Below are 26,251 nucleotides of genomic sequence, written 5' to 3'. Positions count from 1 at the left end.
ATTTTTACATCCAACGCGTATCTGGGGAGAACGCAATGAAGACGATGAACACGCAGCGCGGCATCACCCTGACCTCGTTTCTGGTGGTCCTGGTCGTGGTTGGCTTCTTCATCTACATCGGCATGAAGCTGTTCCCGATGTACCAGGAGTATTACGCGGTACGCTCGGCGATGAAGAGCCTGGCCAGCCAGCCGGGCGTGGCCAGCATGGAGCCGGCGCGGATCCAGGATCTGTTCTTCAAGCGGCTGTACATCAACTACTCGGACAACGTGAAGCCGGGCAACGTCAAGTTCGATCGCCGCGACAATGGCTGGACCCTCAAGGTCAACTACGAAGTGCGTCGCCCGTTGATCGGCAACCTCGATGTGGTTGGCAAATTCGATTCTTCCCAGGACCTGACCCGAAGCGGTGCCCAGTAAATTCATCCAACGTGGCGACCTGATCGGCCATGCCTTCCGCGACCCGGCGCTGCTCAAGCAGGCGCTGACCCATCGCAGTGCCGGCGTGCCGCATAACGAGCGCCTGGAATTCCTCGGCGACAGCATCGTCAACATGATGGTCGCCGAGGCGCTGTACCAGCGCTGGCCCAAGGCCGACGAGGGCGCACTGACCCGCGCCCGCGCCGAGCTGGTGCGTGAAGGGGCGCTGGCAGTGATCGCCCGTACCCTGCAGCTGGGCGAACGGCTGATCCTGGGCGCGGGCGAGATGAAGTCGGGCGGGCACCGCCGCGACTCGATCCTGGCCGATGCACTGGAGGCGGTGGTGGCCGCGATCTACCTGGACGCCGGTTTTGACGCGTGCCGGGAGACCGTGCTGCCCTGGTTCACGGCCTCGATGGAGGCGCTGCCGGCCACCGGCCGCCCCGAGAAGGATCCCAAGACCCGCCTGCAGGAATGGCTGCAGGCCCGGCAGAAGGCGTTGCCCCAGTACGAACTGGTGTCAGAATCCGGTGACGACCACGCCAAACATTTCCGGGTACGCTGCAACGTGGCCGACCCGGCCGCCAGCACCGAGGGCGAAGGCGCCTCGCGGCGGCTTGCCGAACAACAGGCGGCTGCAGCCGTCCTAGAACAACTGGATTCCAAGTGAGCGAACAAACTTCCCATCATTGCGGCAGCGTGGCCGTCATCGGCCGCCCGAACGTCGGCAAGTCGACCCTGACCAATGCCCTGGTCGGGGCCAAGGTCAGCATCGTCTCCAACCGGCCGCAGACCACCCGCCACCGCCTGCTCGGCATCGCCACCTATCCGGAAGGCCAGCTGGTGCTGGTCGATACCCCGGGCCTGCACAAGGTGCAGAAGCGGGCGATGAACCGGGTGATGAACCGCGCCGCGCGCGGCTCGCTGGAAGGCGTGGATGCAGGCCTGCTGGTGATCGAGGCCGGGCGCTGGGATGACGAAGACAGCCTGGCCTTCAACGTGCTGCGCGATGCCGGCATCCCGGTGGTGCTGGTGGTCAACAAGATCGATCGCCTGAAGGACAAGGGCGCGCTGCTGCCGTTCCTGCAGGAGGTGACCGCCGGCCGTGATTTCGCCGCCGTGCATCCGATCTCGGCGCAGAAGCGCAACGGCCTGGACGCCCTGGTGCGTGACGTGCTGGAGCTGCTGCCGGAAGCCCCGCCGATGTTCGGCGAGGACGAGATCACCGACCGCAGCCAACGTTTCCTTGCCGGTGAACTGGTACGTGAGCAGCTGATGCGCCAGCTTGGCGAGGAGCTGCCCTATGCCACCACCGTGGAGATCGAGCGCTTCACCGAGGATGGCAATCTTCTGCGCATCGGCGCGGTGATCTGGGTCGAGCGGGAAGGCCAGAAGGCCATCGTGATCGGCAAGGGGGGCGCGCGCCTGAAGGAGATCGGGGCCAAGTCGCGCCTGCAGATGGAGCGTCTGTTCGGTGCCAAGGTGTTCCTGGAAACCTGGGTGCGCGTACGTGAAGGCTGGTCCGACGACGAGGCCGCGCTGAAGGCCTTCGGTTACGAGTAAGCCACGGCGATCGCTTCGGTGATCATCGAGGACGACACGGGGTTCGTGCTGCATGCACGGGCCTATCGCGAAACCAGCCTGCTGGTGGAGGTGCTGAGCGCGGAGCATGGCCGGATCGGCCTGCTTGCGCGCGGCGTGTCCACGGCCAAGGGCCAGGTGTTGCGCGCGGCCCTGCAGCCGCTGCAGTGGATCCGCTTCAGCGCACAGCAGCGCGGCGAACTGGCGCAGCTGCGTGCCGCCGAAGCGCTGGACGCGGCGCCGCGGCTGGTCGGCCAGGCCATGCTGGCCGGCTTCTACCTGAGTGAACTGACGCTGCGGCTGGCGCCACGCCAGGATCCGTTGCCGGAGGTGTACCTGGCGTACGGCGAGGCACGCGCGCGGCTGGCAGTGGGCGCCGGACTGGCCTGGACGCTGCGCCGCTTCGAGCGCGAGCTGCTTGCCGCACTGGGGCTCGGTTTCGATCTGGAAAGCGCCAGCGATGGTCAGCCGATCGATCCGGCAGCGCGTTATGCGCTGGATCCGCAGGAAGGGCCGCAACGGCTGCTCAGCGAGCGCGGTGGAGAGCGCAGTGCGGCGGCCACCGGTTCGGCGCTGTTGGCGCTGGCGGCCGACGAGGAGCCGGGGCCTGCCGATCTGGCGAGCCTGCGGCTGCCCATGCGGCGGGTGCTGGCGCACCACCTGGGGCCACGGGGGCTGAAGTCCTGGGAGCTGCTGGAGCAGTTGGCCCCCCGGCGGTAGGCGGACGGGGAGCAGATCCGTCTTCCGCAGGGAAAGGGATCTGACCCCGGATTGATTTCGATATCCGACGGGGCAGGGCGCACCCGTGCCGGGCAACCCTCAGTGCAGCAGTGCCGCTACCGCGGCGCGGAAGCCCGCTTGTGCCAGGTCCGACTCCGGCATGTGGTGCAGCTGGCGCACCGCGCGGCCCAGCCGTGCTGCACCGACGAAGCCGCAGCTTGCCTGCAGCCGGTGCAGCTGGCTGCGCAGCTGGCGTTCATCATGCTGGTCCACGGCCTGCTCGACCGCATCGCGGACGCCCGGCAGTTCCGCAAGGAACAGCTCGCGCAGGGCGATCAGGTGGTTGCGCTGGCCATTGAGAGCGGCCAGAGCGGCGGTCTCGTCCCAGTCCTGCCCGTTCAGCTCGATCGCAGCGGGGGCCGGAGCGACGGCGATGCCGGCCGGCGAGTTGACCAGGGCGCGGCGGACCGCCTTCAGCAACTGGTCGCGGCCGAGCGGCTTGACCAGGGTGTCGCTGAAACCGGCCTCACGCAGGCGCGCATGGATGGACGTGTCACCGTCGGCGGTATGCGCCAGGGCAGGCGTGTCCGGATGCGAACGGCGCAGTTCGCGCAGCAGCTGCGCGCCATTGCCGTCGGGCAGGTTGACGTCGATCAGCCACAGGTCGTGAGCCCCGGGCTCGGCGCTTGCCAGGGCACTGGCAAGGGAGTCCGCGGTATCGACGTCCGCCGGCAGGGTTTCCAACGCCGCCTTGAAAAACCCGCGGCTGATGATGTCGTCCTCGACAAGCAGGAAGCGGGGCCGACCGGCCCGCGGGGTCATCTGCATCAGGGGCTGCCTCCATGTCAGCTGGTTGACATCATCAAGCACGGCGGCGGCTGGCGCAAGCGGCGGCAGGCCCCGCCGGTCAGGATCTGCGACAATACGCGCCCATTTTCGCCCGCAGCCTGTTGCCACGTGGCCCGATCCCGCTCCCGCATCGACCGTACCCCGTTCCAGACCGAGATCCTCGACCTCAGCCATGATGGTCGCGGCGTCGCCCGCCGTGAAGGCGAAGGTGGCAAGGTCACCTTCATCAGCGGCGCTCTGCCGGGCGAGGTGGTCATGGCTGAACAGACCGCCCGCAGCCGCCATTTCGACGAAGCACGCACCGTGGAAGTGCTGCAGGCCTCGCCACAGCGGGTGACGCCGAAGTGCCCGCATTTCGGCACCTGCGCCGGCTGCGTGCTGCAGCACCTGGATGAAGACCAGCAGATCGTTGCCAAGCAGCGCGTGCTGATGGACAACCTGGAACGCATCGGTCACGTGAAGCCGGGCCGCGTGCTGCCACCGCTGGTCGGCGACAGCTGGGGTTACCGCCGCAAGGGGCGCTTCTCGGTGCGCCGCGTCGAGAAGAAGGACAAGACCCTGGTCGGCTTCCGTGAACAGGACCCGCGCTTCGTCGCCGATCTCAGCCAGTGCCTGACCGTGATCCCCGAAGTGGGCACCAAGGTGCAGGCGCTGTCGACCTTCATCGAGTCGCTCGACGGCAAGCGCGACATCCCGCAGATCGAGTTCATCGGCGGTGACCAGGCCATCGCGCTGACCGTGCGTCATCTGCAGCCGCTCAGTGATGCCGACCGCGCCGCATGGGCCAGCTTCGGCCAGCAGCACGGATTCGCCATCTACCTGCAACCCGGTGGCGTGGACACCGTCCATCCGCTGGACGGGCAGGGCGTGCCGCTGTCGTTCCGGCTGGCGCCGTGGGATGTCGAACTGGCATTCCGGCCACTGGATTTCATCCAGGTCAATGCCAAGCTCAACGAGAAGATGATCGCTCACACCCTGGATCTGCTGGAGCCGGGTGAAGACGAGCGCGTGCTGGACCTGTTCTGCGGGCTGGGCAACTTCACCCTGCCGCTGGCGCGCCGAGTGCGCGAGGTGGTGGGCGTGGAAGGCGACGCGGGCCTCGTTGCCCGCGCACGTGAGAACGCCGAGCGCAACGGGCTGGGCAACGCCCAGTTCTACAGCGCCGACCTGACCCAGGACCAGCGCGCCACGCCGTGGATGCGCCAGGGCTTCGACAAGCTGTTGCTGGACCCGCCGCGCTCGGGCGCGATCGAGGTGCTGCAGCAGCTGCCGTTGAAGCAGTTCAAGCGCATCGTGTACGTCAGCTGCCATCCGGGATCGCTGGCCCGGGACGCGGGTTATCTGGTGAACGAGCAGGGCTTCAGCCTGGTCAGTGCCGGCGCCATGGACATGTTCCCGCACACCGCGCACGTGGAAAGCATCGCGGTGTTCGAAAAGCGCTGACCCGCTGTCATGCCCATCGCGCATAATGGCGCGATGGGCATCGAGATCGAACGCAAATTCCTCGTCAGCAGCGACGGCTGGCGTGCGGCCGCACACCGGGTGATTCCGATGGCGCAGGGCTACATCAACGATCTGGGCGCGCTCGACAGCGGTCGCCAGAACGCGTCCGTGCGGGTGCGCATCGAAGGTGAGCACGCCGCGCTGAACCTGAAGTCGCGCACGATCGGCCATACCCGCCAGGAGTTTGATTACCCGATTCCGGTGGAGGATGCGCGCGCGCTGCTGGCGCTGTGCGTGGGGGGCCTGATCGACAAGCGTCGCCACCTGGTCGAGCATGCCGGCCTGACCTGGGAAGTGGATGAGTTCCTGGGTGACAACGCCGGCCTGGTGGTGGCCGAAGTCGAGCTGGAAAGCGCCGGGCAGGCCATCGTCCTGCCGGACTGGGCCGGCGCGGAGGTCACCGACGACCCGCGCTACTACAACGTCGCACTGGCCAGTCATCCCTATTCACGCTGGTGAAAGGGGCGTTCCCCCTTTTTTCGGGGCGCCCGGACCCCATGTCGGTGGGATGAGAATCGACATCTACTCCGACGTGGTCTGTCCCTGGTGCTGGATCGGCAAGCACCGTTTCCAGCAGGGGGTGCAGTTGCTGGGGGCCGATGCCCCAGTACTCGACATCCACTGGCAGCCGTTCCAGCTGGACCCGGATGCGGGCACCACGCCGGTGCCGCTGCGCGAGGCGTATGCGCGCAAGTTCGGCGGTGTCGAGCGCACAGAGCAGATTCTCGGCCAGACCCAGGCCACCGCCCGTGGCGAAGGCCTGCCCATGGACTTCAGCCAGGGCCAGGTGCGGGTGACCACCCTGCCAGCGCACCGGCTGCTGTGGCTGGCCGGCCAGCACGGTGTGCAGGACGCGGTCGGAGAGGCGCTGTTCCGCGCTCATTTCGAGCACGGCCAGAATCTGGCGGACACAGAGGTGCTGACCCGGGCCGGTGTGGCAGGCGGACTGGATGCGGCAGAGATCGCCCAGATGCTGGCCTCCTCACGCGGCCTGGCCGAGGTCGAAGCGGGACTGGACCAGGCCCGTGCGCTGGGTGTTTCCTCGGTGCCGACCTTCGTCATCGACGGCCGCTGGGCGATCTCCGGCGCCCAGCCTCCGGAAGCCTTCGCCCAGGCGCTGCGGCAGATCGCGGCGGAGCAGGGCACGGCAACCGGGCGCAGTGGCGACGACGCCTGTGGCGCGGACGGCTGCAGGGTCTGATCCTTCGAGGGGGCGCGCGATGGACGCCCCCACCTGCGTCCAACGGCCGGTTCTGCGACAATGCGGCACTGCGCCATGCGGGCGCCCGTTGTGGAGAACGACCATGCTGCTGATCGGCGTTGCCGGCACTGAACTGACCCCCCAGGAACGCGACTGGCTGCAGCACGATGCCGTTGCCGGGGTGGTGCTGTTCACGCGCAACTTCGCCTCCCGCCAGCAGGTGAGCGAGCTCAGCGCCGCGATCCGCGAGGCCGCGCCGCGCCCGCAGCTGATCTGCGTCGACCAGGAAGGCGGTCGCGTGCAGCGTTTCCGCAAGGGCTACAGCGATCTGCCGCCGCTGCAGGAGATCGGTGCCGGCTATGCGAAGGATCCCGGCGCCGCGTTGGCGCTGGCCGAGCAGCACGCCTGGCTGATGGCCAGCGAAGTGCGCGCCAGTGGCGTGGACCTGAGCTTTGCCCCGGTGGTCGACCTGGGCCGTGGCAACCTTGCGATCGGCAACCGCGCTTTCAGTGAAGACCCGCAGGTCGTGGCTGCGTTCACCGAGGCCTACGTACGCGGCATGCACGCGGCCGGCATGGCGGCCACCCTCAAGCATTTTCCCGGCCATGGCACCGTGCTGGAAGACACCCATGTCGATACCGCGGTCGATCCGCGGACGCTGGACGAACTGCGCGCGCAGGACCTGGTGCCGTTCCGGGCCGGTGTTGCCGCCGGTGCCGACGCCGTGATGATGGCGCACGTGATCTACCCGCAGGTGGCGCCGGAACCGGCCGGCTATTCGCCGCGCTGGATCCAGGAGGTGCTGCGTGGCGAGCTGGGCTTCCGCGGCGTGGTGTTCTCCGACGACATCGGCATGGCCGCTTCGCACCATGCCGGTGGCGTTGCGGCACGCGTGCACGCGCACCTGGATGCGGGCTGCGACGTCGTGCTGGTCTGCCATCCGGAGCTGGTCGATGAAGCCCTGCACGCGGTGCAGGGACGCTCCCTCAATACCGCTGCGCTGCTTGGCCTGCTCGGCCGCGGCGCGCTTGGCTGGGATGGCCTGCTGGCCGATGCCCGCCATGGCGACACTCAATCCCGTCTGCTTGAAACCCTTGGAAGAACCGTCTGATGCCGAACCTCACCATTTCCCAGGCCCTGGCCCAGGCCGACCTGCTGGTTGACCGCCCCACCATCGACAAGGCCATCGCCGGTATCGCCGACGCCATCGCGCGCGATTACAAGGGCGAGGTGCCACTGTTCCTGTCGATCATGCACGGTGCGCTGCCGTTCGCCGGCCAGCTGGCGCTGGAGCTGGGTGCACGCGGCCAGGACGTGCAGTTCGATTACCTGCACGCCACCCGCTATCGCGGTGAAACCACCGGCGGCGACCTGGTGTGGAAGCACAAGCCGGCCACCGCGCTGTTCGGCCGCCGTGTGCTGCTGGTCGATGACATCCTCGATGAGGGCTACACCCTGCAGGGCGTGCGCACCTGGTGCCTGGAACAGGGCGCGACCGACGTGCGCATCGCGGCGATGACGGTGAAGAAGCACGATCGCGGGCTGCCGGATGTGACGGCTGACTACGCCGGTATCGAACTGCCCGACCGCTACGTGTTCGGTTTCGGCATGGACGTCAACGAGACCCTGCGCTGCGTGCCGGCCATCTACGCGATGAAGGAATAACAGGCACGGCCGTCCGCGGCCGTCCTTTGCCGCCGCCGGCATCCTCGGGTGCCGGCGTTCGTCTTTCTCTGGAGTGCTTTCGATGCAACAGATCGCCCTGGCCGTGATCGGCGGTACCGGTGTCTACAACCTGGCCAAGCTCGACGATGTGCAGACCCACGAGGTCGAGACCCGCTTCGGCCGTCCCTCCGGCCCGGTGCGCGTGGGCACGCTGCTGGGCAACCGCGTGGCGTTCCTTGCGCGCCATGGCGAGGGCCACTCGCTGCCGCCGCACAAGATCAACTACCGCGCCAATCTGGCTGCGCTGCAGCAGATCGGCGCCCAGCGCGTGCTGGCGCTGAACACCGTCGGGGGCATCACCGAGCAGGTCGGGCCGCGCGTGCTGGCCTGCCCGGACCAGATCATCGACTACACCTGGGGCCGGATCAGCACGATCTGTGAAGAAGAGGGTACCGAAGTGCTGCATGTGGACTTCGGCCACCCGTATACGCCGATGCTGCGGAGCAAGATTCTGGCTGCTGCCAAAGTGACGGGTGTCACGGTCCATGACGGTGGCTGCTACGGTGCGACGCAGGGGCCGAGGCTGGAAACCATCGCGGAAATCGCCCGCATGCGGCGCGATGGCTGCGATCTGGTGGGCATGACCGGAATGCCCGAAGCCGCGCTGGCGCGGGAGTTGGGACTGGATTACGCGTGCCTGGCGATCGTGGCGAACTGGGCCGCGGGCTGTGGTGATGGCGAGGAGATCACGATGGCCGAAGTGCTGGCCAATGTGCAGGCGGCGAGCAATGGACTTCCGGAACTGATCGGCGAATTGGCACGGGGGTGATTGTCTTCGCCGAGCAAGCTTTGCATACTCAGCCGGTACGCGGGTTCAGCGTACACCACCCATTCATTGCATAAGGTCTCGCATCACCATGCCGAACGGTACCGTCAAGTGGTTCAACGACGCCAAGGGATTTGGCTTCATCTCGCCGGAGGATGGCAGCGCCGACGTGTTCGCGCACTTCTCCGCCATCAACTCCAAGGGCTTCCGCAGCCTGCAGGAAGGCCAGCGTGTCACCTATGACGTGACCCAGGGCCCGAAGGGTGCCCAGGCTTCGAACATCACGCCGGCCGAGTGATCCACTCGACAGTGCGTTGAGAACCCCGCTCCGGCGGGGTTTTTTTTTGCGCCCATCGCATGGGACCGAACCCAAGCCGCGCGCGGGCGGGCCGCCCTGCCGGCGAATGTCCCCCGGCGCCGGCCTTCGACCGTCGCCTCCTCCTTTACTTCGCCGGCAGGGCGGCCCGCCCGCGCGCGGCTTGGAGAACGATCCGGATCCGGCTGGGGCACAATGTGCGGATGACGGAACGACTTCGCATTGCCGTGATTGGATACGGCACCGCTGGCCAGGCGATGGCCATCCTGCTGACCCGCGACGGGCACGACGTTGAGATCTTCGAGCGCGTGCCGACCCCTGGGCCGGTCGGCGCCGGTTTCCTGTTGCAGCCCAGCGGCCTGCAGGTGCTGTGGCAGATGGGACTGCTGGAGGCCGTGCGCGCGCATGCCGCGCCGGTGCATCGGCTTTATGGCGACACGCCGTGCGGACGTGCGGTGATGGACATGGGCTATGGCGGCCTCGATGTCCGCCTGCACGGTCTGGGCATGCAGCGCGGCGCCCTGTTCTCGCTGCTGGACCTGGCCCGCGATGGCGCCGGCCAACTGCATGCGGGGACCACCATCGACGCGGTCGATACCGCGCGGGGGCAACTGCGCGACAACGAAGGCCGCACGCATGGCCCGTTTGACCTGGTGGTGGCGGCCGACGGCGCAGCGTCGTCCCTGCGCGCGACCATTGCCGGCGGCGCTGGCCTCGACCGCGTCTATCCGTGGGGCGCATTGTGGTGCCTGCTGCCGGCCGGAGAGTGGCCGCACGTGCAGCAGCTGCGCCAACGCTACGTCGCCGCGCGCAAGATGATCGGCCTGTTGCCGGTGGGCACGCGTCCGGGTGATGACACCCCGCGCCTGAGTTTTTTCTGGAGCCTGCCACGCGCCGACTTCGCGCGTTGGGAAGATGAAGGCATGCAACCGTGGCTGCAGGAACTGCATGCGCTCTGGCCCGAGGCCAGCGCACGCTTCGATCACCTGCACGATGCCGGACAGCTGTCCCGGGCGGTTTACCGCGATGCGGTGATGACCCGTTGGCATCAGGGGCGCATGGTCCTGGTCGGCGATGCAGCGCACGCGATGAGCCCGCAGCTGGGGCAGGGGGTGAACATGGCGCTGCTCGATGCGCTGGCGCTGCGAGACGCGCTGCGTGTGCATGGCGCTGGTGAGACGGCACTGCAGGCTTACCAGGCGCAGCGACGTGCGCATGTGGCGGTGTACCAGCGCTGGAGCCGCTGGCTGACGCCGCTGTTCCAGTCCGATCGCGATGCGTGGGCCAAGGCGCGCGACGCACTGCTTGGCCCGATGGGGCGGCTGCCGGGGGGACGCGGGCACATGCTGCGGGTGCTCAGTGGAACCCAGCACGGCTGGTTCGGTTCGCTTGCTCTGGATCCAGCCTTCCTCGAAGCCCTGGCCCGGCCGCCCGTTGCGCTTGCCACGCAGGCTGCCACGGCGGCTGCGTGAATCGCATCATCACGTGAATTAACGGTTACCTCACCGCGTATGTGCGACAAGAGTGAAGCACGCCACAGCGGCGTCGCCCGTTTTCCTCTCCGTGATTCGAACATCGCGTGGCCCGGGTGGCGCCGCCGTCGCGGCCTGCTGCGGCCCGGATGTGCTGCGAGTTCACGAGGAGGACGCCATGTTGTTCGCGGTCGAAGAGCTGGAATCGGAAATCTGCAAGCTGCGGGGATTGCTGCAGATGCTGCACGAGGACCAGCCCGACGTTCTGGAGGATGTGTTCGAGTTCCATGTGGGCAGCCTGATCAGTCATGCGCTGCCGGAACACCACACGCACATCCGCGCCTGCGCGCAGGAAATGCTGTCGGCCGTCCAGGCACTGCCGCGCCGGCAGAGCAACGACACGCCCGATTTCCATCTGATGCCGGCGCTGGCGGGCGTCCGGCCAGCCTGACCGTCGCGCCCGCTGGCCTTACCGGCCAGGCATCGCCACCAGACCCTGTTCGACACAGGCGATGCGCCGTTCACCCTGCGCCGGTGCGATGACCCAGCCGCCGGTGAAGGCGGAGAATGCCGGCAGCACCGTCAATCCTTCGCGGAGCCAGAATGCCGGAAAGCGGCGGCGCAGCGCCGGCAGTGCGATCTGCGGATGGATATGGCCGGCAATGACGTGCGCCGCGGGCATGTGCCGTGGTTCATGGCACAGCAGGAAAGCGCCCAGTTGCACCTCCTCATGCAGCTCCACCTGCAGCGCCGCGTGCGGCAGGTGCCGATCATGATTGCCGCGTATCACATGCACCGCCAGCGCGGAGTGCTGCTCTCGCCATCCCAGCCATTGCCGGTACCACGCCGCACGATGCGCCGGCCCATGCAGCACATCGCCCAGTATCCACAGCTCGCGGCAAGCCCTTGCCTGCACCAGCCTCTGCAGGCGCTGCAGGTCGTCGCGGGTGCCGCCGGACGGCAGCGCGATGCCGGCGCGGCGGAACAGGTCGGCCTTGCCCAGGTGCAGGTCGGCGATCAGCAAGGCCTGCCGGGCCGGCCACCACAGTGCGCGCGCACCGAGCAGCAGCATGGGTTCACCGCCCAGCGTCACGGCCAGCTCATCGGCCATGGCGTCTCTCCAGCTGCTGTGCGGCACGCAGCACGCGGGTGCGCCAGTCTTCATTGCTGAACTGTCCTCGCAGGCGCTCGGCCCACAGCGGGAAGCCCAGCGGTGTCAGCGAGGCGGGATGCTGCAGTGACAGTGACTGCGTGCCGATGCGTTCGAGCACCTGCTGCAGGCCCGGCAGATCCAGGCTGTCCTGCAGCACTTCATGCTCGGCCAATGCCAGCAGCAGATGCTCGGGGTCGTGCTCGCGCAGCACGTCGTACAGCAGTCCGGCCGAGGCCTGCAGCTGGCGCAGCGAGCGCGGCGCGCCACCGGGCAGGCTGGGTACCAGCAGGCCAGCGACGCGTGCGATTCCGCGGAACTGGCGTCGCGCGAGCTCGCCCAGATTGACGGCGGCACGCAGGTCCTCAAGCAGCTGATCGGCCGCGAACAGTTCCTTCCATTGCTCCGCCTGCAGCTCGATCGGCTGCGTCGGTGCCAGCACCAGCCCGTGGTCATTGACGGCATAGCCGATGCTGTTGCGCTGCCGGCGCGTGCAGCGCAGCGCCAGCAACGCCGCCAGTGCCTCGTGGATGTGGCGCCCGGCAAAGGGATAGACGAACACGAACTGGCCTTCGCGGCGCCGGACATCCTCCAGCAGCAGGTGCGCGGGCGATGGCCGGGCAGACAGGCGTGACTGCAGTGCCATCAGGGGGGCCAGCCAGCGCGACTCGGCGCTGTCGTCCGCGCCGGACAGCACCGCTTCCAGCTCGCGCCCGAGCGGCATGGACAGGGGCAGCTGGCCGCCCTGCCAGCGCGGGACGGTGCCTTCACCGCCCTTGCGGGCCAGGCGCACATAGGCGGTCATGTCGCGCAGCTGCACCAGCTCCAGCATGCGCCCGGCGAACTGGAATCGATCGCCTCTGCGCAGGCGGCTGGCGAACTGTTCTTCCACCGAGCCGAGGCCACCGCCGCGCAGGAACTGCACACGCACGGCGCCATCGCTGCTGATGGTGCCGATCGACAAGCGATGGCGCAGGGCCTGGCGGCGGTCGTGCACGCGATGGTAGCCGTCCGCGTCGAGCACCACCTTGTGGAAGTCCGGGTACTGGGCCAGTGCCCGTCCACCCTGCACGATGAAGTCCAGGACAGCCTGCCATTGCGCGTCGCCCAGCTGCGCGAATGCGTGCGTGCGCCTCACCTGCGCCAGCAGCGAGCGGCTGGTGAATCCCCCCGCCAACGCGCGGCTGACCGCATGCTGGGCGAGCACGTCCAGCGACAGGGTTGGCGGTCGCCTGGCTTCAACCACGCCGTCGCGCAGCGCGCGGCGGACGGCGGCGTACTCGGCCAGTTCCAGCGCATGGCTGGGCACGCACAGGATTCTGCCGCTGGCGCCGGGGCGATGCCTGGCACGGCCGGCGCGCTGGCGCAGCCGCGCCACGCCCTTCGGACTGCCAAGCTGCAGTACCTGGTCCACTTCGGGAAAATCGACGCCCAGATCCAGGCTGGAGGTGGCAACCACGCAGCGCATCGCACCGGCGCGCAGGCCGTCTTCTACCTGCTGACGCAGTGCGGGGTCCAGCGAACCGTGGTGCAACGCCAGCGTGGCGGCATCCTCCGGCCACACCGCCGCCAGCGCCTGGTGCCACAGTTCGGCCTGCGCCCGCGTGTTGGTGAACAGCAGGCTGCTGCGCGCGGCCATCAGCGCTTCCAGCACGCGCGGAAGCTGCGCCAGGCCAAGATGTCCGGCCCAGGGAAAGCGCTCGCCCGGTGCCGGCAGCAGGCTGCTGACGGTGACCGGACGCTGGCGCGCGCCTTCGACGATGGGTGCATCCGGCCTGTCCGGCAGCAGCACGTCGCGCGCCTGCGGCAGATTGCCCAGCGTGGCCGACAATCCCCACAGCTGCAACGCAGGCGTGGTGTCGCGCAGCAGTGCAAGATTCAGCTGCAGCAGCACGCCGCGCTTGTTGCCCAGCAGTTCATGCCATTCGTCGACCACCACGCAGCGCAGCTGATGCATGCGTGGCAGGGTATCGGGGTAGGTGAGCAGCAGTGCCAGTGATTCGGGCGTGGTCACCAGCACGTCGATGCGCCCTTCGCGCGCCAGGCGCCGCTCGCGCTGGCTGGCGTCGCCGCTGCGCAGGCCCACGCGCCACCCCAGGCCCAGGCCATCGACGACCGATTGCAGTGCGCGTGCGGTGTCGCTGGCCAGGGCACGCAGCGGGGTCACCCACAGCACCTGCAATGGGCGCACCGCGCTGGGGCGGGCGGGTACGGGTGCGGGCGCGATCATCGCCTGCAGCAGCGGTCCGCCGAACATCGCCAGCGTCTTGCCGCTGCCGGTGGGGGTATGCAGCAGGCCCGATTCGCCTGCCAGGTAGTGACGCCACATGGCGCGCTGGAAGGGCAGGGGTTTCCAGCCGCGGCTGGCAAACCAGCCGTTCAGCCGCTGCAGGGCCTCGCTCCGCGTCATCGTGCCAGGGCCTGCAGCGTCGCCAGCTGATCGGCCTCGCTGGCCGGCTTGTCGTGGCGCCAGCGCAGGATGCGCGGAAAACGCACGGCGATTCCTGATTTGTGCCGTGCACTGCGGTTGACCGCCTCGAAGCCGAGTTCGAACACCTGCTCGGCGCGGACGCTGCGTACCGGCCCGAAGCGCTCGCGGGTGTTGGCGCGGATCCAGCGATCAAGGGCGAGGATTTCCTGATCGTCCAGGCCCGAGTAGGCCTTGGCCACCGGAACCAGCGCATCGCCGTCCCATACGCCGAAGGTGTAATCGGTGTACAGCGTGCTGCGCCGGCCATGGCCGGCCTGTGCGTACAGCAGCACGGCATCGATGGTGAGTGGATCGACCTTCCACTTCCACCAGTCGCCACGGCGCCGGCCGGACTGATACGCCGAGTTGCGGCGCTTCAGCATCAGGCCCTCCACGCCGCGCTCGCGCGCCGCGTCGCGCAGCGCGGCCGCCCGTGCCCAGTCCCCGGCGGGCACCTCCGGCGACAGCTGGATGCGCGCATCGCCGAGCGTGCCGAGCAGTTCCGCCAGCTGCACGCGCCTCTGCTGAAGCGGCAATGCGCGCAGGTCGTTGCCGTCGCGTTCGAGCAGGTCGTAGGCCAGCATCCGCACCGGTGTCGTACGCAGCGTGGTGGCGCCCGGCTTGCGGCGCTGGATGCGGGTCTGCAGGGCGGTGAAGGCTTTGGGAAGATCGGCCGGCTCATCCCAGGCCAGCAGTTCGCCATCCAGCACCGATCCCTCCGGCAGCAGTGCGGCGGCCTGCTCGATCTCGGGGAACCGGCCGTCCAGGCGCTCTTCGCCACGCGACCACAGCGCCACCTCGCCGCGACGACGCAGCAGCTGCAGGCGGATGCCGTCCCATTTCCATTCCAGCAGCCAGTCGTCGATGCTGCCCAGGCGATCACCGGGCTCAGCTTCCAGCGGCGAAGCGAGGAAGAACGGATATGGCTGCTGGCGGTCCAGCGGCAGTTCTTCCGGCGACATCAGCTGTGCGAGCAGGGTGGGCGAGGGCACCCAGGTGCCCAGCATGCGCTGCGCGATGCGCGCGATGTCCAGCCCGGACAGTTCGGCCAGTGCCTGCTGGACCAGCCGCTGCGACACGCCGACGCGCAGTGCACCGGTCAGCAGCTTGTTGAACACCAGGCGTTCGTTCGCGGGCAGCTGGCGCCAGCCCTCGACCACGGCTGCACGTCGCTCGGGCTCGGGCTGATTGGCCACGGCCAGCAGATGCTGTTCGATCCAGTCGGCCAGAGGGCGGTCCGGCGCCATTGCCGTTGGGTCGTCCAGCAGCAGGGTCAGTGTCTCCGCCAGATCGCCGACCTGCGCATAGCTGTCCTCGACCAGCCACGCAGGCAGTCCGGCTTCCTCGCCGATCCAGCGGCGCAGCTCGCCGCTGGCAGCGATCTTCCGGCGCGCCCCCCCGACCTTGCCACCACTGAGCAGGAACAGGGCCCAGGCCGCATCGTGCGGTCGCGCGTGACGGAAGTAATCGACCAGCGCCGCGCGCTTGTCCAGCGTGGCGGTGCTGCGATCGAGGCGTTGGTACAGCGCGGCGAAGGCCTTCATTCCTCGCTCCCGAAATCGGTGCGGAAAGCCTCCGCGGCGACACCGCGTTCGCGCAGGAACGGAATCAGCGCATCGGTGTTGCCATGCGTCGCGATGACGCGTCGTGCGCCGGTCTGCTCGATGGTACGCAGCAACGCGGGCCAGTCGGCGTGGTCGGAGATCACGAAGCCACGATCGACGTTGCGGCGCCGGCGGTTTCCGCGCAGCTGCATCCAACCGGAGGCGAAACCGAGCTGGTGGCGCCCGAAGCGGCGCAGCCAGGGCGTGCCGGCGGCCGAGGGCGGGGCGAGGATCAGCCGTCCGGCCGCATCGGCCTGGCGCCCCTGTTCGGCGACGGCGATCGTGTCCAGCATCGGTACGCCCGCAGCGCGATAGACGGCCACGCCATTGGCGATGGCACCGTGCAGCCATGCCGGCGGTTCGCCCCGTGCCAGCAGCTCGGCCAGCACGCGCTGGGCCTTGCCCAATGCGTAGCAGAGCAGGACGGCGGCTTCGCCGCGCTGCGCGCATTCCTCGCGCCAGGACGCGATCTCGGCAGCCACGGCTGCGGTGTCCGGCCAGCGGTAGATGGGCAGGGCGAAGGTCGCCTCGGTGATGAAGGTATCGCAGGGCACCACTTCGAACGGCGTACAGGTGGGGTCGGGCTGGCGCTTGTAGTCACCGGAGGCGACCCACACCTGCCGGCCATCATCGATGCGCACCTGCGAGGAGCCGAGCACATGACCGGCCGGATGCAGTGACACCTGCACCCGGCCCAGCGTAAAGGATGCGCCCTCGGCATGCGCGTGCAGCGGTACGTCGCCCAGCCGCCAGCGCAGGATCGGCGCGCTGCCCGTGCTGCAGTGGTATTCGCCCATGCCCGGGCGCGCGTGGTCACCATGACCATGGGTGATGACCGCGCGCGGCACCGGCCGCCAGGGATCGATGTGGAAATCGCCAGCAGCGCAGTACAGCCCTTCCGGGCGCAGCACCACAAGATCGTCGTTGCCTGCCATGGCTGCACTGTGGCGCGCGGCTCGTGCACGGGGTGAGAACCGGCCTGAACGCGGGCTTGGCGCAGCATGCGGCACAATCGGATCGCATACCTCTTGCCGCCGGATGGATCGCATGAGTGGACCGGGTTTCAGCAGCACTGCCCCCTTCGAGACCCATGTGGTGCTCAATCAGCCGCCACCGTTCGCCGGGCGCCAGCTGTGGACCGATGACGCAGCGTTGATGGAGGCGGTGCATCGCGAAGGCGCCGCAGCCTTCGTCCCGCGCCTGGCGCAGTACGGTGCGCTGGCCGGTGACGAGCTGTACCGGCTCGGATTCGATGCCAACCGCGACCGCCCGCGCCTACGCACCCATGACGCGCAGGGGCATCGCATCGATACGGTGGAGTTCCATCCGGCCTACCACCAGCTGATGACCGCCGCGAAGGCGCATGGCGTGGCCGGCCTGTCCTGGCATGAGCCGCAGCCGGGTGCGCATGTTGCACGCGCGGCGCTGAGCTATCTGCACCACCAGGCCGAGGCGGGTACCAGTTGCCCGTTGACGATGACCCATGCGGCGGTAGCGGTGCTGCGGTCGCAGCCGAACCTGGCCGAATGGGCGCGCAAGGCCGCCGCACCGGTGTACGACCCGCGCGACGTACCGGTGGCCGACAAGGCCGGCATCACCCTGGGCATGGGCATGACCGAGAAGCAGGGGGGCTCGGATGTGCGCGCCAACACCACGCGAGCAGAGCCCATCGACGGCGAGCGCTATCGGCTGGTCGGCCACAAGTGGTTCTTCTCGGCACCCATGTGCGATGGCTTCCTCGTGCTGGCGCAGGCACCGGGCGGACTGACCTGTCTGCTGATGCCGCGCCGGCTTGCCGATGGCGACCGCAATGCATTCCGCCTGGTGCGGCTGAAGGACAAACTGGGCGATTGGGCCAACGCGTCCAGCGAAGTCGAGTTCTGCGGCGCGCAGGCGTGGCGGGTGGGCGAAGAGGGGCGTGGCGTGGCCACCATCATCGGCATGGTGATGATGACCCGCCTGGACTGCATGCTGGGTGCCGCAGCGGAAATGCGCATGGCGCTGGCGCAGGCGCTGCACCATGCCCGCTACCGCCGCACCTTCGGCCGGTTGCTGGTGGAGCATCCGTTGATGGCCAACGTGCTGGCCGACCTCGCACTGGAATCGGAAGCGGCGACGGTGCTGTCGATGCGCATCGCGCGTGCGGTGGACCGTGCGTCCTTCGATGCCGGCGAGGCGGCGCTGGCCAGGCTGGGCACGGCGCTGGGCAAATACTGGGTGTGCAAGCGGGCGGCGACCTTCGTCAACGAGGCGCAGGAATGCCTGGGCGGCGCGGGCTATGTGGAGGAATCAATGCTGCCGCGCCTGTACCGGCAGGCGCCGCTGAACTCGATCTGGGAAGGCAGCGGCAACATCCAGTGCCTGGATGTGCTGCGGGCACTGGCCCGCGAACCGGAGACGCTGGCCGCACTGCAGGGCGAGCTGTCGGCGGTGGCTGATCGCGATGCGCGCTATGCCGCTGCGCTGCAGCGCTGGGTAACGACCCCGGCACCGGAAGAGTCGCAGGCGCGGATGTTCTGCGAGCGCACCGCATTGCTGCTGCAGGCGGCGCTGCTGCTGCGTGCACGCAGTCCGGTGGCGGATGCGTTCATCCGCAGCCGGCTCGGCGGTGAACATGGATGGGTGTTCGGCACCCTGCCGGCCGGGTTGGACCTGTCGGAAATCCTGGCGCGCGCGCTGCCGTAGCGTGGAATTCTGTAGAGCGCCGCAGCGTGGCTGCGGCGCTCTGCAGTACCGGACGCGGCTCAGTGCTTGGCTTCTTCCTTGGCCGCGTTCGCCTTCGCGTCATTTGCGACATCACGCGCCTTGTCGGCGACCTTCTGTGCGGCGTCCGCGGTCGCATCGCTGGCGTGTGCAGCGGCGTCGGTGGCGGCGACCTTGGCCTGGTCAGCAGCATTGGCGGTAGCGTCGGCCGCCTTGTCCAGCGCCTGCTGGGTATCGGCCGCCGCCTGCTCGGATGCAGCTGCCGTCTTGTCGGCGGCCTCGCGGGTAGCTGCGGCGGCCTGGTCGACTGCGTCACGGGCGGCGGCGCCTGCGCTGTCGGCAGCCTGCCGCGCATCCTGGCGGGCCTGTTCGGCTTCCGGCCCCTTGCAGGCGGCCAGGCCGATCAGCAGCGAAGCGGCCAGCAGGGACAGGGTCAGCGAGCGGATCTTCATGGCGGTCTCCGGTAGTGCACTGCGGCAATGGATGGGGACGCCAGCCTATTCACGCCCTTGTGAAGGCGGGGTCGCGGAACGCGATGCAAAGAAAAAGCCGCTGGCGAACCAGCGGCTTTTCCAGAACAGCGTGAAGAAAGAAGTTATTACTTCTTGGCTTCTTCAGCAGCGTCCTTGGCCTGCTCGGCGGTGCCTTCGGCAGCCTTGGCAGCGTCCTTGGCCTGTTCAGCAGCAGCGTCGGTAGCGGCGCCAGCAGCCTGGGCAGCGGCGTCAGCCGAAGCGTCAGCAGCGGTGGCGGCGGTGTCGGCGGCCTGCTGGGCAGCGTCGGCGGTCTGGGCGCCAGCAGCGGCGGCCTGATCGGCAGCAGCCTGGGCTTCGGTGGCGGCTTCGTTGGCCGAAGCAGCGGCGTCCTGGGCAGCTTCCTGCTTCGAGCAGGCGGCCAGGGCCAGAGCCAGGGACATCGCGACCAGCAGCTTGTTGATGCTCATTGTGTGAATCCTCGTCGTTAGATTAGGCAACGCGCAACTGCGCGCCGACAACATGATGACAAGCCACGTTTGGCTGTCAAGCGATCCCGCATTCATTTTTGCGAAATCGCAGTTAAACCTTTTTAAATCAATTCGATGGCAATTGCGGTCGCCTCGCCACCACCGATGCACAGGGTGGCAATGCCGCGCTTGCCACCGCGCGTGCGCAGGGCGTTGACCAGGGTCACCACCAGGCGTGCCCCGGATGCGCCGATCGGATGGCCCAATGCGCAGGCCCCACCATTCACGTTGAGCTTGTCGTGGGGAATGCCCAGTTCGCGCATCGGGGCCATCGCCACCACGGCGAAGGCTTCGTTGATTTCGAACAGATCCACCTGGTCCAGCGACCAGCCGGTCTTCTGCAGCAATGCGTGGATGGCGCCGATCGGTGCGGTGGTGAACCACTCCGGCTCCTGCGAATGCGTGGCGTGGCCGACGATGCGTGCCAGCGGGGTGATGCCGCGGGCCTTGGCGTCTTCCTCGGTCAGCAGCACCACGGCGGCGGCGCCGTCGGAAATGCTGGACGAGCTGGCAGCGGTCACGCTGCCGTCCTTCTTGAATGCCGGGCGCAGGGTCGGAATCTTGGCGATGTCCGAGCGGCCGGGCTGTTCATCGGTGTCGACCTCGACCTCACCCTTGCGGGTGGCCACCTTCACCGCGACGATCTCGTCGGCGAACGCACCGTTGGCCTGCGCCGCCTGCGCGCGCTTGACCGATTCGATGGCGTAGGCGTCCTGCTCCTCGCGGCTGAACTGGTACTTGTCCACGGCGCACTCGGCGAATTCACCCATGGCCTTGCCGTCGTAGGCGTTGACCAGGCCATCGTGGGCCATGTGGTCCACCGCCTGGAAGTTGCCGAAGCGGTTGCCGGTGCGCGAGTTGGGCAGCAGGTGCGGCGCATTGGACATCGACTCCATGCCGCCGGCAACCACGACCTTGGCCGAACCGGCTTTGATCAGGTCATGCCCGAGCATGATGGTCTTCATGCCCGAGCCGCACACCTTGTTGAGGGTGCTGGCACCGACGGACAGCGGGATGCCGGCGGCGATCGCGGCCTGGCGGGCGGGCGCCTGGCCAAGGTTGGCCGGCAGCACGCAGCCCATCAGGACTTCGGAAACGTCGCTGGCCGGGACACCGGACTGCTCCAGCGCTGCGGCGATGGCGGCCGCGCCGAGGGTCGGGGTCGGCACACCGTTGAACTGGCCGAGGAAGGAGCCGATGGCGGTGCGTTTGGCGGCGGCGATGACGATGTTGGACATGGCAATCTCGTTGATGCGTAAGCAATGTTCGGAAAGGAGACCGGGGGGCGTTGGATGCGCTCCGGTTTCCCGGCAGACTGCGTGGGGGTCGGCCCAAGTATAGAGGGTCGGGGATGGCTGCCGCTGGATGGCGCCGCATGCCCGCCGGGATGAAGGCGGGCCAACGTTCATGGGATGGAATCGATGGAACGCACGACGATGGCACGGTCGGTCCTGGCAGCGGCGCTGGCGATGGCGCTGACGGCGTGTGGGGGCGGAGGTGGCGGTGGCAACGTGCGCGTTGACCCGCCGCCCACCACGCCGCCGCCCGCACCACCGCCGCCGACCACGCCGCCCCCGCCCAAACCGCTGGAGCCGGCCTTCGATGCGCACCTGTCGGTCACCCATGCGGGTGCCGCGCAGGCCACCGGTGCCACCGGCAAGGGCGTGCGCATCGGCATCGTCGATTCGGGCGTGCAGCGCACGGCCGCCGCGCTGAACGGGCGGGTACTGGCCAACCTCACCTACATCGACCCTGCCCGCAACAATCTGGGCGTGGACGATGTGGTCGGCCATGGCACTGCCGTCGCCAGCCTGGCCGCGGGCGCAGCGGTCGGGCGCTGGCCCGGCGGCATCGCGCCCGGTGCGCAGATCGTGTCGGCGCGGATCATCTCCGACAAGCCGCCGGCGGACGACGGCAGCGGCCAGGGCAATTCCTTCAGCGGCACCCTCGGCGTGGCCCAGGTGCACCGCGACCTGATCAGCTACAACGTCAAGGTGATGAACAATTCCTGGGGCGGTCTGTACTGGACCGACCTGCCCACCACCGCCCAGGTCGCCGGCGAGTACCGGCCTTTCGTCATCAATCACGGCGGGCTGGTGGTGTTCGCCGCGGGCAACGACGCGCGCAGCGAGCCCAGCAGCCTGGCGGCATTGCCGGGCCAGGCGGGCGTGGCAGGCTCGCGGCCGGCTGCGGATCTGGAGCGCGGCTGGCTGGTGGCCACGGCCGTCGATCCCTACGCGCCAGACACGCTGGCCGGTTACGCCAACGCCTGCGGCCAGGCGGCACGCTACTGTCTGGCGGCGCCCGGCAGCGCGGTCTATCCGGATGACGCGGGCACCAGCTATTTCTGGAACTACGGCACGTCCTTCGCCGCACCTCTGGTGTCGGGCGCGGCCGCGCTGGTGTGGGAGCGGTATCCGTACTTCGACAACAACCTGGTACGGCAGACCCTGCTCGGCACGGCCAAGGACATCGGCGCCCCCGGCGTGGACCCGGTGTTCGGCTACGGCCTGCTCGACATCGGCAGGGCCATCAACGGGCCGGGACGTTTCGACTGGGGCGACGTGATTGCCAATGTCGACGCAGCATCCACCGGTTCGGTCTGGAGCAACGACATCGTCGGCAGTGGCGGCCTGGTCAAGCAGGGCGCCGGCGTGCTGGCGTTGACCGGCAACAGCAGCTACAGCGGTGCCACCCGCATCGAAGGCGGTGTGCTGTCGCTGCGCGACGGCGGCGTGATCCGTTCCAGCGTGAGCATCCTGCCGCAGGCCGATCCATCATCCAGCGGCCTGCAGTTCAATGGCGGCACGCCCCGCGTGGTCGGCAACGTGACCAACGGCAGCAGCGTGTTCCTGACCACCGCCAATACCACGGCGACCATCGAAGGCAACTACGTGCAGCAGGCCGGCGCACAGCTGATGATCGCGCTGGGGGCCAACGCGCTGCAGGTCACCGGCAGCGCCCGTCTGGACGGTGGCGTGCACGTCCACGGATTCGTCGATGGCTACGTGCCGCAGGACGGTACCCGGCAGGATCTGATCCATGCCGCCGCCGGCGTGACCGGCACCTTCAGCACCGCGGCCACATCCAGTGGCCTGCAGGGGCTGGCCCTGCTGCAGACCAGCTATGGCTATGACAGCAACAACGCATGGTTGAACCTGACCCGGATCAGTGTCACCGCCGCTGCGCGTGGGCTCGATGCCGGTGTGCAGACAACTGCGGCGCGGCTGGAAGGCGCGTTCGTCGAACTGGACGGCAACCACGCGTTGCAGGATTCGCCATTCGGTGGTGCAGCGGCCGGCCTGCAGCGCAGCACGGGCCTGGCGGCCACGCTGGAGAGCCTGTCCGGCAAGGCCCACGCGCGTGCCGAGGCGGCGACCTTCGACAGCATCGACATGTCGCGACGCGCGGTGGCCGCCCGTTTCGATCGCGTGCAGGCTCTGCCTGCGCTGCGCGGTGCCTGGCAGAGCACGTTGGGCGAGGCAGGGCAGGGCAGTTTCGCTGGCAGCGCCACCGACAGCCGGGGCTGGATGGCCGGTCAGGACGTGCCGCTGGGCAGCCATGGCCTGCTGGGCATGGCGTTCGGTGAAACACGCAGCAACGGTGGCAGTGCCTTCAACGGTGATCGCGGGCAGGACCGCCAAGCGCAGGCGCAGCTGTATGCCGGCTGGAGCGTTGGGCGCGGTTATGCACTGGCGCAGTTCGGCGCAGGGCGGTTCACCCGCGAACTGGACCGGCAGCTGCTGCTGGGTGCAGGTGCCTACGGCGTTTCCGCGCGCTACGGCGGTCGATTCAGCAGCGCCAGTGTCGAAAGCGGCTATCGCTTCGGCACCGTCGGCGCGTCGTTGACACCGTATGTCGGTGCCAGTGCCACGCGGGTGGATACCGCGGCGTTCAACGAGCGCGGCGGCTTCGGTTTCGGCCTGCGGGGTGAAGCCAATCGTGCGCAGCGCAGTCAACTGCTGGCGGGGCTGCGCGGCGAGCGTGGCTGGGGACGCTGGACGCTGCGCGGGCACGCCGAATGGCAGCAGCGCCTTCAGGGCGGCGCCGGGGAGTGGCAGGCCAGCTTCGTCGGTGTCGACGCGTGGGCACCGTTGCCCGGTGCCGACTCATCGCGTGGCAGCGCGCTGCTCGGGCTTGCGCTGGAGTCGTGGTGGGGACGGAGTGGCCGTCTGAGCCTGGGCATCGATCAGCGTGTCGGCGGTGATGACGCACGGCAAGCGGCGCTGCGTTACAGCGCCGGGTTCTGATCCATCATGGGGTTGCCGGCGCCCGGAGGGGCGCCGGGCCGAGGCCCGGCAGGGGCGGTCAACCGCCGCGCAGATTGCCCAGGCGCGGGGTGCTGCGGCCCAGCGGCATCTTCAGCTTGCCGATCGACAGGATGCGGCTCTCGGCGATTCGGTCGGCCGCACGTTGCGGCGCGATGTTCTCGCGCTGCGACAGTTCAAAGATGCGTGTCAGGTTGTGGTAGATGCTGCGGATCAGGCGCATCGCGCGCTCGCGGTTGTAGCCATCGATCTCCAGCGACACGTTCATCACGCCACCGGCATTGACCGCGTAATCGGGTGCGTAAAGGATGCCGCGCGCGTGCAGTTCATCGCCGATTTCCAGGCTGGACAGCTGGTTGTTGGCGGTGCCACAGATGATCTTGGCCTTGATCCGCGGCAGGGTGTCGGCATTGATCGAGCCTTCCAGCGCGCACGGCGCGAAGACGTCGGCATTCACTTCGTGGATCTCGTCCGGCTTCACTGCTTCGGCGCCGAAATCGCTGACTGCGCGATCGACCAGGGCCGCGTCCAGGTCGGTGACATACAGCTTCGCGCCGCGGTCGCGCAGCAGCTTGACCAGTTCCATGCCGATGTGGCCCAGGCCCTGCACTGCGATGCTGGTCTTGCCCACTTCCTCGTGGCCGAACTTGAAACGCATCGACGCCATCAACGCCTGCAGCGCGCCGTAGGCGGTGAACGGTGCGGGATCTCCGGAGCCGCCATGCACCTGGTGGACGCCGGTCACGAACTGGCTTTCCAGGTAGATGTTCTCCATGTCGTTGACGTCGGTACCGACGTCTTCGGCGGTGATGTAGCGGCCACCCAGCGAATCGACATAGCGACCGAAGGCGCGGAACAGGACTTCGGTCTTGTCCGCTTTCGGATCGCCGATGATCACCGCCTTGCCGCCACCGACATTGAGGCCGGCCAGCGCATTCTTGTAGGTCATCGTCCGGCTCAGCCGCAGCACGTCGGCCAGCGCTTCGTCGGTGCTGGCATAGGGACGCATGCGCACGCCGCCCAGGGCCGGGCCCAGGGTGGTGTTGTGGATGGCGATGATCGCCTTCAGGCCGGCGTCATGGCTGTGGCAGAACACCACCTGTTCGTGGCCGGTGGTGGCGAGGGTTTCGAATAGCATGGCGTCTCCGATGGTGCGAACGGCGGCGAACTGCAGCGAACGACCAGTGAACGGTAGGGTCCCAAAACAAAAAAAGCGACGTCGTCGGTGCAGGGGGACGGGTCGCGCGGCGCCATTCTAGTCCATTCCCCGAGTGTCTGCCGTCGACGTCGATGGGCACTGCGGGTTAAAGAAGATGAAAGCGCGGCCGATGCTGCGTCGATGGCCAGTGGCCGGATCGTGTGAAGAGACAGAGACGGGCCATGGCGAGCGCAGTACGACATCGACAGGATCACGGCCGGTGACGCTGGCCTGGGCACGCAGGGTACGCGGCTGGCTTGCGTCGCTGACCGGCGCGGCGCCGTCGCGTCTGTCGGCGGGGCCGCGTCAGGCGGTGGCCGCTGCGGCTGCCCGCCTGCAGGGAGACCCAGTGCCCCCGGGAGAGATCGCCGCGCAGCTGCAGCGTGGCCTGCACGCGCTGGCGCTGTACCCGCGACTGGCGGGCGAGCCCGGCCCTGTCGATGCCGCCAGCGCCGGACTGGCACAGGCGGTGGCGGACGCGCTGCAGGATCGCGACTGGGCGACGCGGCAGCTGCCGCGCCGGCCGCAGCTGCTGCCGCAGCTGATCCAGACCGTCAACGATGATGCCGCCTCGGCACGGGTGATGGCGGCGATCATCGGCCAGGATCCGGTACTCACGGGCAACCTGCTGCGTATCGCCAACAGTCCCGCGTACAAGGTGCACGAACGCCCGGTCGAGAGCCTGCAGCGGGCGGTGACCCTGGTCGGCACGGAAGGCGTGCGGCAGATCATCAGTGCGGTGCTGGTGCAGCCGGTGATGCAGGTTCAGTGCGAGCGGTTCCCGCAGTTCAGCACGATCACCTGGGAGCACGCCCTGCTGGCATCGCGTGCTGCTGCCGACCACGCACGCAGCGTGAACTCCGGCGATGCCTTCGCTGCGCAGTGGCTGGGCCTGGTGCAGGGACTCGGTGCGGCGCTGGTGATGCGCCAGCTGCTGCAGGAAGCCCAGGCGCGCGGCGAGGACGTGCAGCCGGCCCTGGCCCTGCAGCTGCTGCAGCAGTGGTCGTTGCCGCTGGCACAGCGGGTGGCCGCCGCCTGGGAGCTGCCCGACCCGGTGCACCAGACCCTGGCGGCCGACGCCTCGGGCCCGCTGTCCGACAGCCTGCGGCTGGGCAGCGCAGCGGCGGCGGCGAGCCTGCTGTGCCGGCATGGCCACGCCACCCAGGGCCGGATGCTGGCCCTGCTGGAGCAGCTGCCGTCGGCACCGCCCCATGCGTTGCGCTGGATCTGGCGGCGCCTGCATGGTCGCAGCGTGGAAACACTGGACGACGCCCCGCATGAAGGCGAGGCCAGGGCACACTGAGCG

Annotated in this window: 25 protein-coding genes; 16 read left to right on the top strand and 9 right to left on the bottom strand. The window is 68.5% G+C overall.

Translation table 11 applies throughout. The features are described 5' to 3' along the window. Positions 1 to 35: 35 nt before the first annotated feature. From ACX9OW_RS10095 to recO, 4 genes are read left to right on the top strand one after another with little or no spacing between them, the layout of a single operon-like run. Positions 36 to 419: a DUF4845 domain-containing protein gene (locus ACX9OW_RS10095; RefSeq protein ID WP_053520236.1), complete on the top strand. Its 384-nt coding sequence runs from the start codon at positions 36 to 38 to the stop codon at positions 417 to 419. Beyond that, on the top strand, positions 409 to 1,089 hold the full coding sequence (gene rnc / locus ACX9OW_RS10090) for a ribonuclease III (RefSeq protein WP_053520235.1): 681 nt from the start codon (positions 409 to 411) through the stop codon (positions 1,087 to 1,089). Before ACX9OW_RS10095 ends, rnc begins: the two co-directional genes overlap by 11 nt. After that, positions 1,086 to 1,982, top strand: a complete 897-nt coding sequence (era, locus tag ACX9OW_RS10085; RefSeq protein ID WP_053520234.1) for a GTPase Era — start codon at positions 1,086 to 1,088, stop codon at positions 1,980 to 1,982. The genes rnc and era overlap by 4 nt, the downstream gene beginning before the upstream one ends. An 18-nt stretch (positions 1,983 to 2,000) precedes the next feature. After that, the gene (gene recO, locus ACX9OW_RS10080; RefSeq protein WP_053520233.1) at positions 2,001 to 2,720 is read left to right on the top strand and encodes a DNA repair protein RecO; all 720 of its coding nucleotides are present in this window, start codon (positions 2,001 to 2,003) and stop codon (positions 2,718 to 2,720) included. Between the two features lie 99 nt (positions 2,721 to 2,819). On the opposite strand, the gene ACX9OW_RS10075 is transcribed toward recO, so the two are convergent. Continuing rightward, complete coding sequence (locus ACX9OW_RS10075) at positions 2,820 to 3,548, bottom strand: response regulator (RefSeq protein WP_053520232.1); 729 nt, start codon at positions 3,546 to 3,548, stop codon at positions 2,820 to 2,822. Between the two features lie 129 nt (positions 3,549 to 3,677). Here ACX9OW_RS10075 and rlmD point away from each other — a divergent pair, with 129 nt between their 5' ends. The 9 genes from rlmD to ACX9OW_RS10030 all read left to right on the top strand — a co-directional run bounded on the left by rlmD (position 3,678) and on the right by ACX9OW_RS10030 (position 11,003). Next, positions 3,678 to 5,012 carry a 23S rRNA (uracil(1939)-C(5))-methyltransferase RlmD gene (gene rlmD, locus ACX9OW_RS10070; protein WP_065181808.1) on the top strand — a complete coding sequence of 445 codons (1,335 nt, stop codon included), beginning with the start codon at positions 3,678 to 3,680 and terminating at the stop codon, positions 5,010 to 5,012. Between the two features lie 33 nt (positions 5,013 to 5,045). Further along, positions 5,046 to 5,531 (top strand): CYTH domain-containing protein, encoded by a 486-nt coding sequence (locus ACX9OW_RS10065; protein WP_053520230.1) that lies wholly within the window; start codon positions 5,046 to 5,048, stop codon positions 5,529 to 5,531. Positions 5,532 to 5,580: 49 nt separating this feature from the next. Continuing rightward, positions 5,581 to 6,273, top strand: coding sequence for a DsbA family oxidoreductase (locus ACX9OW_RS10060; protein WP_053520229.1), 693 nt, complete (start codon positions 5,581 to 5,583; stop codon positions 6,271 to 6,273). Positions 6,274 to 6,376: 103 nt separating this feature from the next. Beyond that, on the top strand, positions 6,377 to 7,384 hold the full coding sequence (gene nagZ / locus ACX9OW_RS10055) for a beta-N-acetylhexosaminidase (RefSeq protein WP_111186713.1): 1,008 nt from the start codon (positions 6,377 to 6,379) through the stop codon (positions 7,382 to 7,384). Next, entirely contained in the window at positions 7,384 to 7,938 is a 555-nt protein-coding gene (locus ACX9OW_RS10050) for a hypoxanthine-guanine phosphoribosyltransferase (protein ID WP_053520227.1), read from the top strand. Before nagZ ends, ACX9OW_RS10050 begins: the two co-directional genes overlap by 1 nt. Before the next feature lie 82 nt (positions 7,939 to 8,020). Continuing rightward, entirely contained in the window at positions 8,021 to 8,767 is a 747-nt protein-coding gene (locus ACX9OW_RS10045) for an S-methyl-5'-thioinosine phosphorylase (protein ID WP_053520226.1), read from the top strand. An 88-nt stretch (positions 8,768 to 8,855) separates the two neighbouring features. Further along, positions 8,856 to 9,062 carry a cold-shock protein gene (locus ACX9OW_RS10040; RefSeq protein WP_005410590.1) on the top strand — a complete coding sequence of 69 codons (207 nt, stop codon included), beginning with the start codon at positions 8,856 to 8,858 and terminating at the stop codon, positions 9,060 to 9,062. 221 nt (positions 9,063 to 9,283) lie between these two features. Next, on the top strand, positions 9,284 to 10,552 hold the full coding sequence (locus tag ACX9OW_RS10035; protein ID WP_262218612.1) for an FAD-dependent oxidoreductase: 1,269 nt from the start codon (positions 9,284 to 9,286) through the stop codon (positions 10,550 to 10,552). Positions 10,553 to 10,730: 178 nt separating this feature from the next. Then, positions 10,731 to 11,003, top strand: a complete 273-nt coding sequence (locus ACX9OW_RS10030; RefSeq protein ID WP_053519542.1) for a hypothetical protein — start codon at positions 10,731 to 10,733, stop codon at positions 11,001 to 11,003. An 18-nt stretch (positions 11,004 to 11,021) separates the two neighbouring features. Here the strand turns inward: ACX9OW_RS10030 and pdeM are convergent, their stop codons facing one another. The 4 genes from pdeM to ACX9OW_RS10010 are packed head-to-tail and all read right to left on the bottom strand — an operon-like array spanning position 11,022 to position 16,711. Then, the gene (pdeM, locus tag ACX9OW_RS10025) at positions 11,022 to 11,663 is read right to left on the bottom strand and encodes a ligase-associated DNA damage response endonuclease PdeM (protein WP_065181810.1); all 642 of its coding nucleotides are present in this window, start codon (positions 11,661 to 11,663) and stop codon (positions 11,022 to 11,024) included. Then, a complete protein-coding gene (locus ACX9OW_RS10020) occupies positions 11,653 to 14,112 on the bottom strand; it encodes a ligase-associated DNA damage response DEXH box helicase (RefSeq protein ID WP_459062229.1) in 2,460 nt (819 codons plus the stop codon). The genes pdeM and ACX9OW_RS10020 overlap by 11 nt, the downstream gene beginning before the upstream one ends. After that, on the bottom strand, positions 14,109 to 15,716 hold the full coding sequence (locus tag ACX9OW_RS10015; protein WP_459062228.1) for an ATP-dependent DNA ligase: 1,608 nt from the start codon (positions 15,714 to 15,716) through the stop codon (positions 14,109 to 14,111). The genes ACX9OW_RS10020 and ACX9OW_RS10015 overlap by 4 nt, the downstream gene beginning before the upstream one ends. After that, positions 15,713 to 16,711, bottom strand: coding sequence for a ligase-associated DNA damage response exonuclease (locus tag ACX9OW_RS10010; RefSeq protein ID WP_459062227.1), 999 nt, complete (start codon positions 16,709 to 16,711; stop codon positions 15,713 to 15,715). The genes ACX9OW_RS10015 and ACX9OW_RS10010 overlap by 4 nt, the downstream gene beginning before the upstream one ends. A gap of 112 nt (positions 16,712 to 16,823) precedes the next feature. On the opposite strand from ACX9OW_RS10010, the gene ACX9OW_RS10005 reads away from it, so the two are divergent. Next, the gene (locus ACX9OW_RS10005; RefSeq protein WP_053519547.1) at positions 16,824 to 18,461 is read left to right on the top strand and encodes an acyl-CoA dehydrogenase family protein; all 1,638 of its coding nucleotides are present in this window, start codon (positions 16,824 to 16,826) and stop codon (positions 18,459 to 18,461) included. Between the two features lie 59 nt (positions 18,462 to 18,520). Here the strand turns inward: ACX9OW_RS10005 and ACX9OW_RS10000 are convergent, their stop codons facing one another. From ACX9OW_RS10000 to ACX9OW_RS09990, 3 genes are all read right to left on the bottom strand, one after another. After that, positions 18,521 to 18,931 carry a hypothetical protein gene (locus ACX9OW_RS10000; protein ID WP_053519548.1) on the bottom strand — a complete coding sequence of 137 codons (411 nt, stop codon included), beginning with the start codon at positions 18,929 to 18,931 and terminating at the stop codon, positions 18,521 to 18,523. 146 nt (positions 18,932 to 19,077) lie between these two features. Then, positions 19,078 to 19,419 carry a hypothetical protein gene (locus ACX9OW_RS09995; RefSeq protein ID WP_053519549.1) on the bottom strand — a complete coding sequence of 114 codons (342 nt, stop codon included), beginning with the start codon at positions 19,417 to 19,419 and terminating at the stop codon, positions 19,078 to 19,080. A 122-nt stretch (positions 19,420 to 19,541) separates the two neighbouring features. Next, on the bottom strand, positions 19,542 to 20,717 hold the full coding sequence (locus tag ACX9OW_RS09990; RefSeq protein WP_053519550.1) for a thiolase family protein: 1,176 nt from the start codon (positions 20,715 to 20,717) through the stop codon (positions 19,542 to 19,544). Positions 20,718 to 20,900: 183 nt separating this feature from the next. Here ACX9OW_RS09990 and ACX9OW_RS09985 point away from each other — a divergent pair, with 183 nt between their 5' ends. Then, positions 20,901 to 23,729 carry a S8 family serine peptidase gene (locus tag ACX9OW_RS09985; RefSeq protein WP_459062226.1) on the top strand — a complete coding sequence of 943 codons (2,829 nt, stop codon included), beginning with the start codon at positions 20,901 to 20,903 and terminating at the stop codon, positions 23,727 to 23,729. 58 nt (positions 23,730 to 23,787) lie between these two features. Here ACX9OW_RS09985 and ACX9OW_RS09980 read toward each other — a convergent pair whose 3' ends face one another. Beyond that, positions 23,788 to 24,885: a Glu/Leu/Phe/Val dehydrogenase dimerization domain-containing protein gene (locus ACX9OW_RS09980; RefSeq protein ID WP_053519551.1), complete on the bottom strand. Its 1,098-nt coding sequence runs from the start codon at positions 24,883 to 24,885 to the stop codon at positions 23,788 to 23,790. A gap of 280 nt (positions 24,886 to 25,165) precedes the next feature. Between ACX9OW_RS09980 and ACX9OW_RS09975 the strand changes: the two genes are divergently transcribed. Then, complete coding sequence (locus tag ACX9OW_RS09975; RefSeq protein ID WP_065181815.1) at positions 25,166 to 26,248, top strand: HDOD domain-containing protein; 1,083 nt, start codon at positions 25,166 to 25,168, stop codon at positions 26,246 to 26,248. Positions 26,249 to 26,251 lie beyond the last annotated feature (3 nt).

This window comes from Stenotrophomonas genospecies 5 (genome assembly GCF_054473825.1).
This window is presented reverse-complemented; position numbering and strand designations above follow the sequence as displayed.

Bases quoted from the DNA above. Each gene is read 5' to 3' on its own strand.
- ACX9OW_RS09980 (WP_053519551.1), bottom strand. From the start codon at position 24,885: ATGCTATTCGAAACCCTCGCCACCACCGGCCACGAACAGGTGGTGTTC.
- nagZ (WP_111186713.1), top strand. From the start codon at position 6,377: ATGCTGCTGATCGGCGTTGCCGGCACTGAACTGACCCCCCAGGAACGC.
- ACX9OW_RS10045 (WP_053520226.1), top strand. From the start codon at position 8,021: ATGCAACAGATCGCCCTGGCCGTGATCGGCGGTACCGGTGTCTACAAC.
- ACX9OW_RS10010 (WP_459062227.1), bottom strand. From the start codon at position 16,711: ATGGCAGGCAACGACGATCTTGTGGTGCTGCGCCCGGAAGGGCTGTAC.
- ACX9OW_RS10075 (WP_053520232.1), bottom strand. From the start codon at position 3,548: ATGCAGATGACCCCGCGGGCCGGTCGGCCCCGCTTCCTGCTTGTCGAG.
- ACX9OW_RS10065 (WP_053520230.1), top strand. From the start codon at position 5,046: ATGGGCATCGAGATCGAACGCAAATTCCTCGTCAGCAGCGACGGCTGG.
- ACX9OW_RS10060 (WP_053520229.1), top strand. From the start codon at position 5,581: ATGAGAATCGACATCTACTCCGACGTGGTCTGTCCCTGGTGCTGGATC.
- ACX9OW_RS10040 (WP_005410590.1), top strand. From the start codon at position 8,856: ATGCCGAACGGTACCGTCAAGTGGTTCAACGACGCCAAGGGATTTGGC.
- ACX9OW_RS09985 (WP_459062226.1), top strand. From the start codon at position 20,901: ATGGAACGCACGACGATGGCACGGTCGGTCCTGGCAGCGGCGCTGGCG.
- ACX9OW_RS10015 (WP_459062228.1), bottom strand. From the start codon at position 15,716: ATGAAGGCCTTCGCCGCGCTGTACCAACGCCTCGATCGCAGCACCGCC.
- ACX9OW_RS10095 (WP_053520236.1), top strand. From the start codon at position 36: ATGAAGACGATGAACACGCAGCGCGGCATCACCCTGACCTCGTTTCTG.
- ACX9OW_RS10035 (WP_262218612.1), top strand. From the start codon at position 9,284: ATGACGGAACGACTTCGCATTGCCGTGATTGGATACGGCACCGCTGGC.
- ACX9OW_RS10030 (WP_053519542.1), top strand. From the start codon at position 10,731: ATGTTGTTCGCGGTCGAAGAGCTGGAATCGGAAATCTGCAAGCTGCGG.
- pdeM (WP_065181810.1), bottom strand. From the start codon at position 11,663: ATGGCCGATGAGCTGGCCGTGACGCTGGGCGGTGAACCCATGCTGCTG.
- ACX9OW_RS10050 (WP_053520227.1), top strand. From the start codon at position 7,384: ATGCCGAACCTCACCATTTCCCAGGCCCTGGCCCAGGCCGACCTGCTG.
- ACX9OW_RS09995 (WP_053519549.1), bottom strand. From the start codon at position 19,419: ATGAGCATCAACAAGCTGCTGGTCGCGATGTCCCTGGCTCTGGCCCTG.
- ACX9OW_RS10020 (WP_459062229.1), bottom strand. From the start codon at position 14,112: ATGACGCGGAGCGAGGCCCTGCAGCGGCTGAACGGCTGGTTTGCCAGC.
- ACX9OW_RS10005 (WP_053519547.1), top strand. From the start codon at position 16,824: ATGAGTGGACCGGGTTTCAGCAGCACTGCCCCCTTCGAGACCCATGTG.
- ACX9OW_RS10000 (WP_053519548.1), bottom strand. From the start codon at position 18,931: ATGAAGATCCGCTCGCTGACCCTGTCCCTGCTGGCCGCTTCGCTGCTG.
- ACX9OW_RS09990 (WP_053519550.1), bottom strand. From the start codon at position 20,717: ATGTCCAACATCGTCATCGCCGCCGCCAAACGCACCGCCATCGGCTCC.